Origin of the sequence: Klebsiella oxytoca NBRC 105695, assembly GCF_001598695.1 — a bacterium.
GTDB lineage: Bacteria > Pseudomonadota > Gammaproteobacteria > Enterobacterales > Enterobacteriaceae > Klebsiella > Klebsiella oxytoca.
Map to the genome: position 1 here is coordinate 224634 of NZ_BCZK01000002.1, position 18847 is coordinate 243480.

The window sequence follows — 18847 nt, forward strand, 5'->3', positions numbered from 1 at the left end:
TTGCTAAACACGGTCGTTATTTTTTATTTGCTGTTTAAATCAAGGGTTTTCCGGATATTATGAAAACAAACAGGAAAAGAGTAGTTATTACAGGGATGGGCATCCTGTCATCTCTTTCGGATAATATTGAGGATTTCAGGCTAGCCCTGCTACAGAAGGAAAATGGTATTACTGATAGCGCACGTTTTTCAGAATGGTTTGAAAACGCACGGGCGGCCGAAGTACTACATGAAATCGATTGTCCTGAATTATCTGAGGAGATTATTGCCTCGCTCGATAACGCTGCGCTGTGGGCATATAAGGTTGGCAGGGACGCGTTGATACAGGCCGGCCTGGTTAACTGCCCTCGTTGCCTTGATGAGATGGGCTTAATAGTTGGCGTTTCCTCTGCGGGTACAGAAGCCTTCCTGCCGCTTTTTGAGCAGCGAATTCAGGATTTTTCCTTACGTAAGGCGATGTATTCCGGTGGCTTCTCTTCCTGCTGTTCCAGCGTTTCGACATTGTTAGGGCTGAAAGGTGGAGTCGAACTTGTTGCCACGGCCTGTACAGCAAGCCCTAATGCCGTAGGTATGGCATTCGATTATATTCAGAATGGCAAGAGTAGCGCTATGCTGGCAGTTGGGACGGAGCCGATCTATTTACCGACCTTTGCTGGCTTTTATGCTCTCAATGTCATGCATCCCGTATCCTGTTCACCTTTCTCTGGCCAATCCGGTATGTCAATTGGCGAGGGGGCGGGGGCTATTGTACTGGAAGAGTATGAACACGCCATTGCACGCGGCGCTACCTTCTATGGCGAGATTCTTTCTTATGCCACATCCTGCGACGCTTACCACGAAACAGGGCCCGATCCGCGAGCCAGCGGAGCAGTACAAGTTATGTTAAAGGCCATGGCTAATGCGGGGATTACACCCGATCAGGTTGATTATATTAATGCGCACGGAACAGGTACTGAAGCTAACGATCAAATCGAAACGTTGGCGATGAAAAAAGTGTTTCGCGACATTGAAAATATTCCGATCAGTTCTACGAAATCCTACTTTGGCCATAATATTGGCGCTGCCGGAATCGTTGAACTTATAGCTTGCCTGGTCACTTTGCCTGACCAACAGGTACTACCTACCCTTAATTTCACTGAGGCACGGCCTAACTGCGATCTGGATTACGTCCCGAATGAGTTCGTAAAAAAAGATATTAATATCTTTATGAAGAATAACTATGCATTCGGGGGTAACAACTGCTGCATGATTGTAAGCACCAGGCCGGGCTCGGTTCCGGTGACTTCATATGAGGCCAAAAGGGTAGCGATAACTGGCATAGGAGCTGTATCCGCTATTGGGCATCGTATCAATGAAATACTTACGAATATTAGTCAAATTGAAAGCAGCGCCGTCGAGCTTGAGGAGATCATTTTCCCTCAAGATGTATTAATTGAAGCTGAAGAGCTGCTGCATGTTTTAATAAAGAGCAGGCAGTTTGAGGAGCTTTTTGGGGCAAATTATGGCATTGCCAGCTGTGAAGCATCGCATGAACCATCCACCTTTAAAACTTTCCAGGTCAAAGGGATTGAGCCGCGTAAACACCTGCGTCGCTTCGATTCGCGTAAGGCTACTCGCGGCGGTACCTTCGCGCTAATTGCGCTTACGGAAGCGCTAAATATGGCTAAGCGACGTATTAAGCGCGATGGAGAAGAACTCGGTCTGGTTATGGGCATGGCGCGCGGGCCACAAGAGACAACTTATAAATATTTGCAGAGTCTGAAGCCAGACCCTGGAAAGGTACGTACGTCGGAGTTTCCTGGTTCACTGATGAATGCGATTGCAACTTTTTGCGGTATTTCTGAAGGGGTAAAAGGGTACACCACTACTCTTGCAACCGGTGAAAATGCGGCTCTTGGCGCATTAACTTATGGTTATGAGATCATTCGCCAGCAGCTTCAGCCGCAAGTTATTGTCGGGGGCGCTGATGAGTATTTCCCTTCCATGTCTCTATACATGGATGGGGTGACGCAGAAGATTCACGCGGCATCTGATGTCAGGGACTATCAGGTCTATGCTAAAGAAGCGAAGGGCTACGTACCTGGCGAAGGCGCCTGTATGTTAATGCTCGAAGATCCGCTTGCGGCCGCTGCGCGCGGCGCTGAGGTTTTAGCGGAAGTTGTCGGGTATGGTAAATCATGCAACAACAGCTATTTTGATGTTACTCAAATTGATGAAAAATCCAGCGCAATGGCCTTAGCCATCGAACGCGCGCTTAATGATGCAGGAATTTGTGCCAGAGATATCGATTTGGTGTGTGGCACCAGCAACGGAAGCATTGAGAATTCAACAATTGAGTTGAATGCCATATATGAATCATTTCGTCAGGTTAATCCAATAGTCCCGGTAGTCAACTACAACGCCTTTTTTGGCTTCGTGGCTTCGTGTGCAGGCTTGTTGAATCTGATCATACTTCTTGATTGTATTAAAAAGCAGGCAGTTCCTGCTATACCGTATACCAGTGACTTTGTTGATCAGCGTATAAATTTTGTGCGTCAGCCTCTGAATATCAAAATTAAATATGTATTGCTGGTAGGGGCGACGGAAGGCGGCAACTATTACGCAATTATTATCAAAGGATAATACGATGGACAGGAAGTCTATTATTTCTGGTTATAGCGTTCATTTACCATTTGCCGATGATGGTTCACAGCTCATTGCAAATCTGAAACAGGGAAAGCGTGTCAAAACCGCGCCTTGGTTCAAGTCGAATGATGAAGCTATTAAATGTGGGCTTCGTGGTAATGTCAATGTTGCAAAGATGAAATATAGTAATGATAGCATTCCTGAATTACTCTATCGCCTAATTGATGAGGCCTTAAGGCAGTCAATGCTGGATGAGAATTGTCTTCGAGAAGATAATATCAGAGTCTATATTACTGGTATAGGGCCTCGAGTTGATGCTATAGATTATCGTTCTTTCGCTACTTATAATGATATTGAAGATCTCGCGCTGACTCCTTCAATAACCAATTTATGCGCCAAAAATATGTCTCAGGATATAATTGCAGAGCTTTTGGCTAAAAAATATCGTTTGCGGTATCTACCACCGAATATTAATTGCACCAGTAACTCCGGGCTTACAGCCGTTCATCTGGCAAGCCATGCAATTGAGCGCGGTGGTATAGAGCTTGCTCTCATTATTAATATATCCCAGGTAAAATCTCAGGATATTTGGTTTCTCTCAACTCAATCAATGTTGAATACGGATCTTGTTCAACCGTTTGGTGTAAATAGCAAAGGGGTGATCTTTGCTGAAGGTTATAGCGTTCTGGTACTTGAAAGTGACCATCATCGCCTGGCTCGACAACTTGTTGATGGAGTGAGTATCAAGACGGCTTATAAACAGATTAATGCCAGTAGAAGTAACGATGTTTACTGGCAGAGTACCTGTATATTAAAACTAGTCAACCAACTCTTGAATGATACGAGAGTTAAAATTGAGGACGTGTGCGCTTTTATCCCTCATGGTAATGGTACAGCGTTCAGTGACAGCATTGAAGCGAAAGCTATTGCTATTCTGGCAGGGGAGAATATGCTACCAGTCCTCGCTTACAAAGGGCAAATAGGTTATACCGCTACTGGTTCTGGATTGGTAGATTTAATAATTGGTCATCATTCAGTAAGTTGTCATGAGTTAATAAAACCGGTAATTAATGAACCCATTGTTAATGGTATAGCTCACCACTTTCTTACCGGGCCGGGAGTAATAAAACATCACAAGAGTCATTTGCTTAAAACCGGCTTAGGGGTAGATGGTTCTATTATCGCAGCTTTGCTGTCCAATACCGCCAGGGAAGCTAGCTAAATGGATGATGCTATGCATTTATTATCGTTGTCTCTTATGGAGCCCGAGGCACCTTTATTTTTATACAGTCCCAGTTGGCTAAATGTTTGGGAAGCACATTCCTATGATATAGCTTTGAAAAATACCGATACAAATAGCTGGGCTTTTAAACGATTTGGTACTCGCGCAGATGCCTATGACAAAGAAGTAGTGAACAGAACTAATTACATGGCGTATATCTCTGCGTTAGAAAAAGTATCCGATGTCGCAATGCAGGCGTTGCCTCAGAAGGAACGTATGCTATTGATGAAATCACGAACTGCTTTTATCTATGTTGACTCATGGGGAGAAGCGGCTGGCTTTGAATATGATATAAGTACGCTGCATTTATCTACCATTGATACACTACCAAAAAATTTAGTAAAAAAGTTTTCTGTAGATAATGTGACATGCAAAATCCGCGGTGAAAAAAATGCGCTGATTCAGGCAATGCGCCTGGCGCAAGACTATTTAAGCTGGGATATCTTTGATTTTGTCATTGTTTGTGGTGGTTATCGTGCCATACCATTGTTAGCGTTTACCGCAACAAATATTAATCCTCGTAGTAAAATGAAAGAATCTCGAAAAATTCCTGGGATGAATTTATCAATCGAACGCGTAGGATGTTTTATTTTCAGTCAAACAACTGGTGATCTAAAAGTAAACTGCGGGCCCTATTTTAGCGCAGACTCATCACAGTATCAAAAAAATTATGCATCAGATATTGATCTGGTTGCATTTTCCGGCAGGGCCAGTTCGATAACGCCATTTTTTAACCATCCTGTAAAATTACTCGATCTTGAAAAGAAATATGGTTCTAGTGGTTGCATAACGCCTGCTTTGAGCTGGCATCATATTTTTCAGCACGCTTTTAAGGGTGGTCGCATGAGAACAATCTTGCCCGATTATAATGGCGGCTTAACTTATTTTGATACCTGGTATTAACCATGAGGCCACAGTGAGAGCTAATATTAAAGAATTGCCAGCTATTTCTTTGCATGGTATTTATAAAAATTATGGAATGGGCGAGAACGAGGTTGTTGCACTTAAAAATATCAATGTTGATATCGCTGCTGGCGAGTTTATGGCTTTATGTGGGCCTTCTGGGAGTGGTAAAAGCACATTGTTAAATATATTATCCGGAATTGATAAACCCTCCGCAGGGCATGTTTTCTTTCTCAATAAAAATATGAATGCATTGACAGAGAGAAATCTGGCAGCAATACGTAGTAAGCATCTGGGATTTATTTTCCAGTTCTTTAATTTAATCCCGGTACTTAACGTGTTTGATAATGTTTTTTATCCATTGATACTTAATGGCCATTTCGATGCCAGAACTGCAAAGGAGCGAACCCTCCATTTTCTGAATAGCGTGGGTTTATCCGGCCTGGAAGACCGGAAACCGGGGCAGCTATCTGGCGGGCAACAACAGCGTGTCGCCATAGCAAGAGCACTCGCACATGAACCTCAGATTGTCGTTGCAGATGAACCTACGGGAAATCTCGACCTGGCGACGGGAGACGCAATTCTGGATCTTTTACTAGATATCAATCATCAAACGGGCACCACTTTTATTATATCGACCCACTCCACCCAGCTAACGGAACGTGCGCGCCGAGTGGTGGAAATCCGTGATGGAGAATTAGCTTATGATTCATATGAATAATTTCTTCAGGTTACTATGCCTGAGCCTGTCTCTGGTTATTGTAGCCGCCACGGCGGCTCCCACTTATACGCCTGTAGTTGAAAGCATACTCCATAATGGGTTTCCAACTCAGCCTGACGTGTTAGCAAAAACGACTCAATCTCTATCCGATGAGTTCAAAAAGACCGGAAATATTGCTTCGCTGGTTTTTTATGCCTATGGGATGTTGAGGCAAGCAAACTATTTTTTGACCACTAATGATATTATTAGGGCTTCAGAGTATGCTAAAACAGGCTTCTTTTATCTCGATGAAGCTGTGGATTTAAATCAAAACATACCACTCATCAGATATCTGCGTGCCAAGGTCGATGCGTACCTACCCGCCGAGTTGGGACGCTGCGTTATTACCCTCGAGGACACAGACATACTGCTAAAACAAGAATTAAGTAGCAGAATTCGAGATAACGTCAATGATATGCGCTACAGAGCATTTTATAACTGTAAACTTTATCAACAGGCTGGCCAATTATTATCAATATTACAGGTGGATAATCCAAATAAAAAAATTGATATGGCTTATAACGGTTCATCTACCTGGGGACTTGATGAAGTTACGCAAATTATTATACCCCTTATGAGGGCCAAATAAATGTCAGTGAATATGATCTTCGTAAATGGTTTTGTACTTATAATTGTTTTATTTATCATCTATTGTGTCGTTTTCCGCTTCCGTGATGCTAAGTTTTCTTTTTTGAATTTATTAAGGCATCGCAGAAGAACTTTGTCAACAATTTGTGCAATAATTCTTGGCGGTGTTGCTATATTTTTATATGGCGGCTTTATTAATTATTCTTTCTGGATTCTCCAGCAGCAAACAATCCGCACAAACATTGGTCATGTACAAGTTTATAACAAGGAGTACTTTGATACTGCAAACAAGAGTAAACATCTCATCAATAATTATGCTGCTCTAAAAAATGATATTATGCATAATTCTTCGCTAGCTAATGATATATCCACCCTTTCAGGGCAGCTTGAGTTTACAGGAGTTATTTCTCAATATGAAAATGAAACCTCAAGCTATTTTTCTGCTCAGGGGGTCGAGCCTTTACCTGCCCTGAAACTGGGTGCCTTTGATAAAATCATTTTAGGCAGTGATTTATCGCGCGTAAAACGTAATGAAATTACAATAGGCAGCGGGCTGGCAAAAACTCTTGCCGCGGGTTATGGCGACTGGCTTGATGTGATGGTAGTTAATACATCAGGTGGCCAGGGAGCTTTATCGTTAAAATTGCGTGGAATATTTGCATCCGGTATTAAAGATTATGATGATGTAGCATTGAAGGTTCCGCTAGATACAGCACAAAGGATTATGGGCACAGATGGCGTGAGTAAAGTACTTATATTGCTGAATAATAATAATATTGATGAATTTATAGTTAAGTTGAATAAATATATTGTTGACAATAAGTTGCCGCTGGTTGTGAAGGACTGGAAAGAAACATCTATTTTTTATCAACAGGTCGAGGGAATGCTCTCAGGCATATATTTCTTTATCAAACTTATTGTCGCGCTTATTGTCGTGTTTATGATTGGTAATTCAATAACGATGAATATTGCTGAGAGAACGCGTGAAATAGCCACCCTGAGAGCCATTGGTCTTGAGGCCACCCATGTGACATTATTATTTTGGCTGGAAGGTGTTTTTATTGGCGTGTTTGGTGCCATGGGGAGTGTTTTGGTGGGGTATTGCTTAGCTGCGATGATCAATGTTTATGGGATTGCTATGCCGCCATCCCCGGGTCAATCGATAGGATATACTGCGTTTATTAAGATTGATAATGTCGAGCTTTTCTGGACTACGCTGGTTTTACCGATTTTAACGTCAGCTCTTGCGTCTTTTCTTCCTTCGTATCGCGCATCACGGCTCAATATTTCTGCGGCGTTTAAATATTCCTGAGGAATGAGTATGAAACACCTGAAACTGCGCTTACTTATTCTTATTACTTTTTTTTCTTCATCCTGGTTAATAGCCGAGACTCCGGCACCTCAGGCTATAGATATTATACGTTTGGCTGATGATATACGTTCGCCTAATGTACCTTTCCGCTATACGGTAACTGTTCTTGAATATAAAGAGGGTGGCGAGCAGCCGGAGAGTAAACAAATTCTCGATGTGTCAATGCGTGTTATGAAACCTGAAAATGGCTCGCGGGCAGATGCGCGTTCTTTAGTCCGGTTTATTTATCCTCCACGGGATAAAGGGAAGATTATGCTTTCTGATTGGTACGATCTCTGGTTTTATACACCTGAACTACGAAAACCGATACCTATTTCACCGGCACAAAGGCTGAGTGGGCAAATCTCAAATGCAGACGTTATCGTCACTAATTTTGAGTACGCCTACGATTCTACAATCGAAGGTACTGAACCTTGCGGACAGAAAGTCTGTTATAGACTATCACTGATACGCAAATCGGATAAGGTAACTTATCCAAAGGTGATATACCTTGTAGAACAAGGAGATGATTTCAGGCCTTACCAGGCATCTTATTACTCCCTTGATAACCAATTGCTCAAAAAAGTCTCCTATAAAAATTACCAGAAAATTTTAGGTAAATATCGGCCATCTGAAATTGTCGTACAGAGTGCTCGATATGCAAAAGGCTATTCAGTGATGAAATATAGTAACGTAAGACTGGAAAAATTACCTGAGTATTTTTTTACAAAAGAGGCGATGTTAAGGGGGGGGCAATGAAAATATCTCTCTACGTCCTTATTCCCTTTTTTACTTTAGTCTCTACCCTGGTTCAGGGACACTGTCTGTCCGCAAGTGTGTTGCAAGATAATATGGATGTTACTTTGGCAGCGCAGATTTCATATGTAAATAAAGAACCGTCAATCTGGAAAATTGATGGTCGCAATCCGTACGTGGCCGACAATGTTTATAATGATATTGCGTTAGGCATAAAAGGTCAGTGCGATCTAGTGGATAATAATCTCAATATGGATTTTTCATTTTATTCTTTAGGTTATTATCCGATTCGCAGTCCCGGAGTCTTTGAAAAAGATAAAAATCGTGCAAGGATAATGATAGATCGACTGCGTTTTACCTATGCTTTATCTGATACAACACGCCTGGAAGGAGGGAAGCTGAGACCTTCAAAAGGGGCCTTTTTCTTAAGATCCCCCGCTGCATTGCTGACAAATTATTATTCCGGTTTTAAAACAAACCGAATATATGGGCCAGCAATGGAATCAGCTTATAGCGAATCATTTTGGGGGGGCACATTATCTAAAGAGTATCAGGATTATAATTTTTTACTTACGCTAGCTCCCAGATTGAGCAGTATCGATAAGTACTATGAATCATCAGGCAACTGGTCTGCAGCACAACGCTCAAATAGTGAAGAGCGTTACCTATTAACTTATAATGATTACCGACTAGCTAGTCATCGCCTGTCCGCTAATTTACTATTAGGCGATAATCCGGCGTTTTCATTATCAGAACTATATAATTATACATCACAGTTTTTAATTAATGCTGAGTTTTCCTGGCATAAAGGCCAGCAGTGGCGTCACTTCTCAAATGATAAAAAAGAGGCCGTACTGGCTGGCTCATTTCCATCCTCACTCTATTCTGTGGAGGATAAACAAGGCGTTGAGTTTGCGCTTGGCGGGCAGTATACAACTGATAGCTTTAGCGTATTCGGCTTAGAATACTATTTTCAGAGTGAGGGATATTCGAAAAAGGCCTGGCAGGAGCAGATTGATTTCATTCGCTTGATGGGATACAGGACTGGCTACGATTTTTTAGACCGGGCGTTTGATAGCTATAAGTATCTTATGGCCTCAGAGATTGGTAACACTTCAAATAAAGGCATGCTGTTATCCAAACATTACTTTAATACCTATTTTAGTCTGCGTAATAATGACCAGTCCACCCTGCAACCCTATGCAATGATAAATATAGCGGATGGCAGCGTATTATTTGGGGCCCATTTTATTAAACCCTTGCAAGGTAAGTGGGCGCCGTTTGAGTTATATGCCGGCGCATACAGCTCCCTGGGAGGTTCTGAATCAGAGTTTGCGCTATTTGGTGAAACACTAAGCATTTATGTCGGTTTTAAATACTATTTATAAGGATATTTTATGGTATCACAGCTATCAACACCTTCTGTCGCTCTTATCTTTGCAGGACAAGGTAACCCTGTTATTGGAATGGGGTCTGATTTGTGGGATCTGAATGCAGTCACAAAAAATATTTGGGACTGCGCGAGCGATATTACCCAAATTGATATTCGCCGTTTATGCGAGCGCGGGCCGATGAGTCGCCTGGTCCAGACAACGGCTCAGCAAGTTGCCGTTACGGCTATTAACGTGACGCTCTATTGCCTCTGTCTGGAAAAAATGCCTGATTTGCCAATCGTGGGTTCTTGCGGGCATAGCGTTGGCGAGTACAGCGCGCTTTTCGCTGCGGGTGCATTTAACCTGGAGGCGCTTTTTAGGATGATACATACCCGTTCAAAGATTATGAATGATTTAAGTAAAATTCATAAAGGAGCTATGCTCGCGGTTAAGGGCGCTGATTTTGAAACCTTAACTAACATGATTTCCGCATCTGGTATACCTGTCGAGGTGAGTTGTGATAACAGCTGTCGTCAGCAGGTTATCGGTGGCACGACTGCTGATCTGGGCCGTATCTCACAGATCCTTTATGGTGCCGGTTTAGAGGCGGTTAAACTGGGGGTTAGCGGCGCATGGCATACGCGTCTGATGGCCGATGGTGTTCAGATGATGCGCGATTTTTTGCAAAAAATCGATATTTGTTCGCCTAAATACAGCGTGCTGATGAATGTTACCGGGCAAGCAGAATTCCTTCCTGAGCAGATCAAAGAAAATCTGGCTCTACATCTGACGCATACGGTGCAATGGTCAAAATCTCTTACGGCTCATTTACAGAATTCTCAGCCGGTAACTTTTCTGGAGTTCAGCAATAAAGCTTATTTAGGACAACTCCTTTATGACTTCCGGCGTTTCGCGCCAGAAAATGTCGTGCATTGTAGAAAGCTGATTGGCTTGTAATGGAGGCGCTATGATCCCTGACTATTTAACATTTACTCGTTATCAGGATAAACGAGTGATTATTTATCTTTATCTTTTAACTATGTTTTTACTTTTCCTTTTCTGGAAAAACAATGGTTATAACTTACTGCCAAGTAATGTATTGAGCCTGAGCGTTATCCTGGCATTAATTGTCTTTTCTTTTATTTACGAGCTGAAAAACTATTGGGGTTATAAATGTGTCATGAAGCATATAGATTTTTCCTGTTTTCAGGGGAAAGCTATATCCTCGTATGAGGCGTTTTTGTGGCATCCGGCAGTGGTTACCTTCTCATACTTTGCGATCTTTTATCTTCTCATTACGAGCTGCCTGTCGTTTATGTCATCGGGTCATGCACTACTTTGTATTGCTATTATTTCGCCATTGGCTATTTACCTGGCGTTTAAATATGCACGTTATAGCTATGTGAAGCGAATGAAGGATTTTACTGCCCAAAAGGTAGTCTGGCGCAATCTACATCATTACGTCGGTTTTAATCTTTTTATCACCTTTTTAATGAATAGCTTGATAGTCAGCCCGTTAGCAAATGAGGATGATTTTTCTTTGGCGGATGGTTTTTTTTCAGCCAGATTAATGATAGCGATGTTTATTCTTTGCGTTATTGTTTTGTTTTTAGATATGATCTTCATCCGTCCATCGAAACGCTACATTTTTCTCGGGCGATTGTTCCTGAGGGAATTTGACTTCCATCTATCAAAGTCAATCCCCTGGCCATGGCTCTATAATAAAGCGATGTGGCTTAGATTATTCATGGTTTTAATCACTCAGTTTATTTGGATTGTATTGCTCAATGTCATTTTGGCATTTTCGGGATTGAGTATTTATTTTGAATTTTATTTTTTATCCTGCTCTCTGCCTTCATTTTTTTATTTCTATCTACATGCTTACTGGCATTGGCATAATGATTATATCGTCGCATGTGATATGTATTTTCGTTGCGATCGAATTGAACGTTAAAATGAAATAAAACTTACTAAGGAGATATGCACGACAGCATTGCAGTTTACAATCCTGAATGAGCGGATGTAGATTATATGTGAATGTTAATCTGAAAAGATGTATTGTTGAATGGATAAAGCCAGTCAGTTCCCTGACTGGCTTGGTTTTTTATTTCTGTAAAGAAGAAACTACGTCGCCCCAGTTCGTCGCTGCATCATAGACGAAGTTTGACCAGATACCTGATTTTTCATACATCATTGAATTCAGGTGATCTGCCAGTATGCTACCAATACTGGATGGGGAGCCACTCAGCAAGTTGCTAAGCATATCCAGAGAGGTTTCCAGCGCCGTTTTGGCAATGGTAAGGGAGCCATCAAAGCCGACTTTCATCAGTCCAAGTGCGGATTGAATAGTGAAATCAACCAGGGCACAAGGCAGGTCAAAGAGGCCAGCACCCGAGATATTTTCCATTTCATATTGTGTTAATTCTTTCATTTTTTATTCCTGTGCTATTACTATTTATAATTACTTAGTTGCGGGCAAGCTGAGTACACCCTCGTAAATATTAACCAGGGCTTTGTTTTGATAATAGTGAATATTTAAATGAACCGGTAATTCATTATGAATAGTTAACGTGATGATAAATTCGTGCTTCTAATAAAAATTCCGAATAATTGCGTTTTTTATAATTGATTGATTTTATATTTTATGGATATGGGTTTACTACCAATCTTTTATCTCTCTTACTGAAAGTAATCGCTATGTGGCATTTTTAGAACGTAATTTTTAAATTTTATGCTGCGGGTATTATGAATTCACATAGTGATGTTAGATTGTTTTATGTGAATGGCCCTATACTGCTATCCATAAAAATAAGCTATCTATAATTCACCGTCGCTTTCTTCGTTCTAATATAGATAATCCCTCAGGCAGTTCATGTTTGTCCTTTACCTATTTCAAAAAAGTTGTTTTTGATGTTTATCACCAGGTCAGAACAGCTGCACGGTGATAATCCCAGAGACTGAGCGGCGCTGCTATCCTCCCGGTGCGTTTATTGCGAAGCATCTCATGCCGCTTTCTGCTTGTCTGCCTGGGCTCAGCCCTCTTATGGGGAGGTGAAGTGGGGATTTGAAACGTAGCGTTAGCTTAAAGAAGATGAGAGGGATAACGCTAAACCAACGCTTAAAGCGGCGAAGATAATTGGGAGGGGAGACCGTCACGCAAGCTTTCGCCAGTACGCAGCAGGGACATCATACCTGCCACGTACCATGTCCCTGGCTGCTTAACCACTTTACGCGGGAACGGTCTGAACTGCCCCCTGCTTAATCACCTGCTCAATCTCAAAGCGGTTAGTCACCTTACTGTCGATTTTGATATACACCGAACGTTCGTTGTTAACTACCAGTACCTCTTTAACTCCTGCTTGAGCCTGTAGCCGTTGCTGTAGCATTTCATCCGCCACCACGTCGGCAGGGATCTCGACCCGCAGGCTACTAACGTAAGGCGGTTCGCTCATGGTGCTGGCCACCAGTAACCACAGCATTGCCAGCAGGGCGCCAAGCAGGAAAACGGTTTGTGAATCAAAAAAGCCGTCTACCCAGCCGCCTAGCGAACCGCCAATCGCGACTCCAAGAAACTGGCTGGTAGAGTAAATCCCCATCGCTGTTCCTTTGTAGCCGGCAGGTGATTCTTTACTGATTAACGAAGGCAGTAACGCTTCGAGCAGGTTAAACGCGAGGAAAAATAGCTGAACGCCGGCAACCAGTTCCCAGAAATAGCCTCCCGCTCCCCAAAGTACGATCTCGGCGATCAGTAAAATGGCAACGCAGAGCAGAAAAACGCGCTTCATTTTGCGCTTTACTTCGGCGTAAATAATAAACGGCACCACGGCAACAAAAGAGACCAGCATGGTGACCAGATAGATTTTCCAGTGCTCAGCTGCGGGAAAACCGGCAGCTTCCAACTGACCCGGCAGGGCAACAAAGGTGGACATCAGCATAATATGCAGGCACATAATGCCGAAATTGAGCTTCAGTAGTTTTGGCTCGGCAAGCACTTTGCTAAAGCAGCCTTTCACCATACCGGATTCACGGTTAAGCACGTGATTATGGCTATTTGGCACAACCCACAGCGTAAGCAGAATCCCGAGCATCGCCAGAGCGGCAATCATCCAGAATAAGGCGTGCAGGCCTAACTGGTGGGTGATAATAGGTCCGAGGACCATGGCGATGGCGAAGGTAATACCAAAGCTGACGCCGATAAACGCCATGGCTTTAGTGCGATTCTGTTCGCGGGTTAAGTCGGAAAGCAGCGCCATTACCGCTGCGGCAATCGCTCCGGAGCCTTGCAGCGCGCGGCCAAGAATAATGCCCCAGATCGATTCGGAAAGCGCGGCGATAATGCTGCCGAGAACGAAGATTAACAAGCCGCCGACGATAAGCGGTTTACGGCCAATGCGATCGGAGAGGAGGCCAAAAGGAACCTGGAATATTGCCTGCGCCAGTCCATAGATGCCTATAGCCAGGCCAATAAGGGCTTCACTTGCGCCCTGGAGCGCCATGCCATAAGTGGTCAGAACCGGCAGGACCATAAACATGCCGAGCATGCGCAGAGAGAAAACGGTCCCCAGACCCCAGGTTGCGCGCAGTTCGCCTGGCGTCATTTTGTTATCGTTCATTACCACCTCAATCTAAAAACTGCGCCTAGTGTAGTGGGGGGAGCCAGAAGCGTAAATAGATGTTTGTTTAACAGATATTACTGCTGTGTTGCACGATGAGGTGAGGGCGGTAGACAAAAAGAAACCAGCGGAGCGGGCTCCGCCGGCTAGCGGAGATTATTGGCAGTTAAAATCAACCCATTGGCCGCCTGCATCGGCGGATTTGACGCATTGCTCAACCCAGTAGACCCCGTGGAGCCCGGCTTCGACGTCCGGATACCAGAAGTTATCCAGAAACGCCTGGTCACTGCGATCCATTGCATCGATAGCGATGGCGTAACGGCGGTAAAGGTTGGCCCATGCCTCAAACAGCCCTTCCGGGTGGCCGCCGCCGATGCGGTCGTCTGCCAGCGCCTGCGGACTTAAATAGGGCATTCCACGTTCCAGAACGCGCGCGGGTTCGCCCTGCACCTCATAGCTGAGCTGATTTGGGCGCTCATCCCACCACTCAAGGCTGGCTTTTTCGCCAATGACGCGGACTTTTTGTGAGTGCATAGCGCCGCTGTTGACTGCGCTGGTCCACAGTGAACCGACGGCGCCATTATTATATTCCATCAGCACGAAGGCGTTATCTTCCAGCGGCGCGCGCGATTTGACGAAGCTCTGACGTGCGCACATCAGCCGGGTGATATTCAGATTTGGCACCATGGTTTCCGCAATAAATAGCGGGTGAGTCGCCAGATCCCCCAGCACGTAGCTAGGGCCGGCATATTTGGGCGTTACCCGCCAGCGGGTAGATTCAGCCTGCAGTTCAACGGCTTCATTATGAAAACCGTGGGCAAACTGCATATTGATAATGCGGATCTCCCCGAGCATACCCTCCGCGATCATCTGCCGCGCCTGCTGAATCATCTGGTGCCCGGCGTAGCCGTAGGTAACGCCGATTATTTTGTTCTGCTTTTTGCTCAGCGCCAGCAGCTCGCGGGCCTCGGCGGCGGTAAAGCACAGCGGTTTTTCGCAGATAACGTGCAGCCCCGCTTCCAGCGCTGCTTTGGTGATCGCGAAATGGGTATTGTTCGGCGTAGTGACCGAAACGGCTTCAATGCCGTCAGGGCGTTTGGCTTCCTCTGCAAATAGCGTTTGATAGTCGGCGTAGCAGCGCTCGGGGGCGATTCCGAGCTGCTCGCCAAATTGACGGCCGCGTTCGGCATCGATATCGAGCGCGCCGGCCAGCAGGGTAAAGACATTGTCGCGCAGCGCTGCACAGCGGTGGCTGTAGCCAATCTGGCTGGTGCCGCCGCCGCCGACCATTCCCCAGCGCAGGGAGCGAGATAAGGGTTTCATGCCGTTTAACATGATGATGCACTCCTCTAAATAGAGACTTCGGATTTCAGATGTTCTTCTGGATAGCCCGCACCCGGAGAGCGCGGACCGGGTTTCGGGCTTTACATTTCTCCACGCGCCTCGCGCTCTTTCAGCTCTTGCATAATCTGTGGGTACTGTTTATCCAGCCGATAAAACAGCAGGGTGATGATGACCACAATCCACAGGAAGAACGAGCCGTAGAGATAAACGTTATTAATCATGTCGATAGCGCTTTGCGGTTGAACGCCGGATCCGCTGCTGGAACTGACGTAGCCCGAGAGGCTTAACAGGCCGGAGATAACCGCGGCGGCAATGCCTGCGCCGAGCTTCGTACCGACAGACCCCGCAGAGAAGATCATTCCCTCCTGGCGGACGCGCGTTTTCCACTGGCCGTATTCGACGGCGTCGCCGCAGAAGCCGAATAGCACGGCATTCAGCGGCGCGAAGCCGATACCGCGAATAATGGCGTTGGCCAGCGCCCAGTGGTAGTCGTCAGAATTAAACATAAACAGCACCTGGCCTATGGTCGCCAGCACAATGCCGCAAAGGGCCACATTGCGTTTACCGTATTTTCGAATGGGGACGGAACTCAGGAAGGTGAAAATAATGATGCAGGCGGTTTCGGCCACGAAAATGGAGCTGTAGAAAGTATCGTCGCCTAGCACGTAGCGGCAGTAGTAAGGTAGCGCGATACCAACCACGGTGTAATAAACGCTCTGGGCTGTCCAGAGGATCGCACTGGCCCAGAAGTACTGGTTACGGAAGAGGGCGTAAAGCTGCGTTTTTACCGCTACGTTTCCCTGCTTTTCACGCGCTTTGATAACCACTTTTTCTTCACATTTGTAGAAGCAAAACAGCAGTAACAACAGCGCCAGAAAAGCCCAGATGGCCATGGTTTTAATCCATGCTGCCTGATCGTCGCCGAAATATTTCACCAGCGGCAACGTACAAGCTACGGCGAGGATGCGGCCAAATGGCGACATCGACATGCGGGTGATGCTAAGCATATCCCTTTCCCAGGAGGTCCGGGTCATCATCGCGGAGAGGCTGCCATAGGGGAGATTGATCGCGGTGTAGCACACGGTGGTACAGAAGTTATAGGCTACCAGCAGGTAGAGAAACTGCAGCGTTCCGGTGGTTTGGGGCACGGTAAACAGCAGAATCGCCGATACGGCGTAGGGGACGCTCATCCACAGCAGCCAGGGGCGTGATTTTCCCCAGCGAGAGTTTGTGCGCTCAACCATCAGACCCATAATGACATCGGAAACACCGTCAAACAGACGTGAGATCAGCATTACCAGACCGACCGTGGCGATACTAATGCCGACATAATCCGTATAGAAAAGCGTTAAAACTGTGCCGATCATGCCGAAAACGACGTTACAGGCGGTATCGCCTCCACCATAGGCTATTCGGGTTGTCCAGGTTAACTTATCGCCGCGTGATGCTACGGGAGAAATAAGGATCTGCTGTTCACTCATGGTCTATTCCTTTGTCGGGGGGACAAGTAAGGACCTCAGCGCCAGTTCCACCGGCACTACCTTATCCTGATGTCAGCCAGAACATAAGGAAATGTTTGTTTCGTTTCAATGGTTATATGAAATTTAACTTCTGTATATGAGAGGCGGATCGAAAAATAGAAAAGATTGTGCGTCCGATGTGGCTCGGGGAATCATCAAGTCATTCTGATTAATAAGGTTATTTGCTGCCTTTTTTGACGCTCATTGATTCATCTTGTATATGCTATTTGTGATTTTGAGTGCTGATTTTGTGAAGTGAATCGATAAGGCATCAGGTTTTTATTTTTCATTATTAATGTAAATTGAAATTAATTTTTCTTTTTTGTGGTCGGGCATGCTGCAGCATGCCCGACTGATTAACGCATTTAACCGGTATTGCCGAACGCGGCGGTGGAGGAGGTGGATTTTGGCGCCGAATCAGCCGCGAAAATTCCTTTGGCCGCGAGCCCGGCGACGGTGATCGCGGCGGGGATGCCAAGGATCAGAAAAACGCTTTCGAAGCTAATATTCAGCGCCAGCATCTCAGCTCCGGCAAAAGCGCTGAGGATGGCGCCCATGCGGCCCACGCCGTGCATCCAGCTGGAACCTGTAGCCCGCGCTTCGGTAGGATAGTAGCGGGCGGAAAGCGCATTCATACCGGTATTGGCGCCGTTTAAACAGGCTCCGCTGATAAACGCCAGCAGGCAGATGAGCGCAAAGCTTGCCGCTGCATATCCCATTGCCATCGTAAACAGGCCGCCAACGGCGTAAATCATTCCGAGCGCCCGATGCGGATTAATCCGGTCCATCAACCAGCCCGCAAACAGCGAGCCAATGGTTCCTCCCGCCTGGTACATTGCGGTCATCACCGCCGCCTGGCCAACCGTTAATCCCACCTCTTTCACCAGCGTCGGTAACCAGCTACCGAGAAGATAGACCAGAAAGAGCCCCATAAAATAGACCAGCCAGAGCATCATCGAACCGAAGCGATACTGGCGGGAGAGAACGATGCGCATCGCATTTGCCTGCACGGGCTGGGCTGGGAGAGTGAACTCGGCATCATCGGCGATTTGGCCCGGATAGAGGCGCTGCAAAATCAGCCGAATACGTCGGGCTGGCGCGCGCTTAACCACCAGAAAACGCACCGATTCCGGTAACAGCCAGATCAGGAGCGGCGCGAACAGCAGCGGGAGGATGCCGCCGAGCAGCATCAGCGAGTGCCAGCCAAACTTCGGGATTAGCCATGAGGCGGAGAATCCTCCCGCCGCGGCGCCAAAGGTGAAGCCGCAAAAAATAATCGTAATCAGAAACGAGCGCTGACGCTCAGGCGCATACTCCGACACCAGAGTGCCGATATTCGGCATGGCGGCGCCTAATCCGAGCCCGGTCAGAAAACGAAAAAGCACCATCTGTTCGATGTTTTGCGAAAGGGCGGTGGCAATGGTCCAGAAGCCGAAGAAGAAGACGCTATTGATGATGATTTTTTTCCGCCCCAGCCAGTCGGCGAGCGGCCCGGAGAATATAGCGCCCAGCGCAAGGCCTATCAGCGCGGCGCTGATGACAAAACCGAGTTCATGGTTGCTTACTCCCCATTCCTGCTTCAGCGTCGGGGCGATAAATCCCATGATGGCGATATCAAAGCCGTCCAGCGCAATCACGCAGAAGCCTAAAAACACCACCAGTTTTTGAAAGCGGCTGAGCGGATTGGCGTTGATTAACTCCCTGACGTCCAGGCGTTGAGTCTGTGTCATGGG

General features: G+C 45.8%; 15 protein-coding genes. 10 read left to right on the top strand and 5 right to left on the bottom strand.

Going from position 1 to position 18847, the window contains the following annotated elements; translation table 11 throughout:
- The first annotated feature begins 59 nt into the window (after positions 1-59).
- The 10 genes from KO1_RS04695 (at position 60) to KO1_RS04740 (ending at position 11591) form a co-directional block, all read left to right on the top strand.
- Positions 60-2621: a beta-ketoacyl-[acyl-carrier-protein] synthase family protein gene (locus tag KO1_RS04695; protein ID WP_073971796.1), complete on the top strand. Its 2562-nt coding sequence runs from the start codon at positions 60-62 to the stop codon at positions 2619-2621.
- 4 nt (positions 2622-2625) lie between these two features.
- Entirely contained in the window at positions 2626-3846 is a 1221-nt protein-coding gene (locus tag KO1_RS04700) for a beta-ketoacyl synthase N-terminal-like domain-containing protein (protein WP_024273838.1), read from the top strand.
- Entirely contained in the window at positions 3847-4809 is a 963-nt protein-coding gene (locus tag KO1_RS04705; RefSeq protein ID WP_004099493.1) for a hypothetical protein, read from the top strand.
- Positions 4810-4885: 76 nt separating this feature from the next.
- Entirely contained in the window at positions 4886-5530 is a 645-nt protein-coding gene (locus tag KO1_RS04710) for an ABC transporter ATP-binding protein (protein ID WP_373332936.1), read from the top strand.
- Entirely contained in the window at positions 5514-6158 is a 645-nt protein-coding gene (locus KO1_RS04715; RefSeq protein WP_016808669.1) for a hypothetical protein, read from the top strand. Before KO1_RS04710 ends, KO1_RS04715 begins: the two co-directional genes overlap by 17 nt.
- Positions 6159-7469, top strand: coding sequence for an ABC transporter permease (locus KO1_RS04720; protein WP_024273840.1), 1311 nt, complete (start codon positions 6159-6161; stop codon positions 7467-7469).
- Positions 7470-7478: 9 nt separating this feature from the next.
- A complete protein-coding gene (locus KO1_RS04725) occupies positions 7479-8267 on the top strand; it encodes an outer membrane lipoprotein-sorting protein (RefSeq protein ID WP_064406848.1) in 789 nt (262 codons plus the stop codon).
- Positions 8264-9652, top strand: coding sequence for a hypothetical protein (locus KO1_RS04730; RefSeq protein ID WP_024273841.1), 1389 nt, complete (start codon positions 8264-8266; stop codon positions 9650-9652). The genes KO1_RS04725 and KO1_RS04730 overlap by 4 nt, the downstream gene beginning before the upstream one ends.
- 9 nt (positions 9653-9661) lie before the next feature.
- Positions 9662-10594: an ACP S-malonyltransferase gene (locus KO1_RS04735; protein WP_004099500.1), complete on the top strand. Its 933-nt coding sequence runs from the start codon at positions 9662-9664 to the stop codon at positions 10592-10594.
- Positions 10595-10604: 10 nt separating this feature from the next.
- Complete coding sequence (locus KO1_RS04740; RefSeq protein WP_004099501.1) at positions 10605-11591, top strand: YcdU family protein; 987 nt, start codon at positions 10605-10607, stop codon at positions 11589-11591.
- A gap of 150 nt (positions 11592-11741) precedes the next feature.
- Here the strand turns inward: KO1_RS04740 and KO1_RS04745 are convergent, their stop codons facing one another.
- The 5 genes from KO1_RS04745 to KO1_RS04765 form a co-directional block, all read right to left on the bottom strand.
- A complete protein-coding gene (locus KO1_RS04745; RefSeq protein ID WP_004099502.1) occupies positions 11742-12068 on the bottom strand; it encodes a hypothetical protein in 327 nt (108 codons plus the stop codon).
- A 796-nt stretch (positions 12069-12864) separates the two neighbouring features.
- Positions 12865-14250, bottom strand: coding sequence for an MFS transporter (locus KO1_RS04750; RefSeq protein ID WP_004099503.1), 1386 nt, complete (start codon positions 14248-14250; stop codon positions 12865-12867).
- A gap of 156 nt (positions 14251-14406) precedes the next feature.
- The gene (locus KO1_RS04755) at positions 14407-15585 is read right to left on the bottom strand and encodes a Gfo/Idh/MocA family protein (RefSeq protein ID WP_017146503.1); all 1179 of its coding nucleotides are present in this window, start codon (positions 15583-15585) and stop codon (positions 14407-14409) included.
- A gap of 89 nt (positions 15586-15674) precedes the next feature.
- Positions 15675-17075: an MFS transporter gene (locus KO1_RS04760; protein ID WP_017146502.1), complete on the bottom strand. Its 1401-nt coding sequence runs from the start codon at positions 17073-17075 to the stop codon at positions 15675-15677.
- 404 nt (positions 17076-17479) lie between these two features.
- Positions 17480-18844, bottom strand: a complete 1365-nt coding sequence (locus KO1_RS04765) for an MFS transporter (protein ID WP_004099507.1) — start codon at positions 18842-18844, stop codon at positions 17480-17482.
- Between the last annotated feature and the right edge of the window lie 3 nt (positions 18845-18847).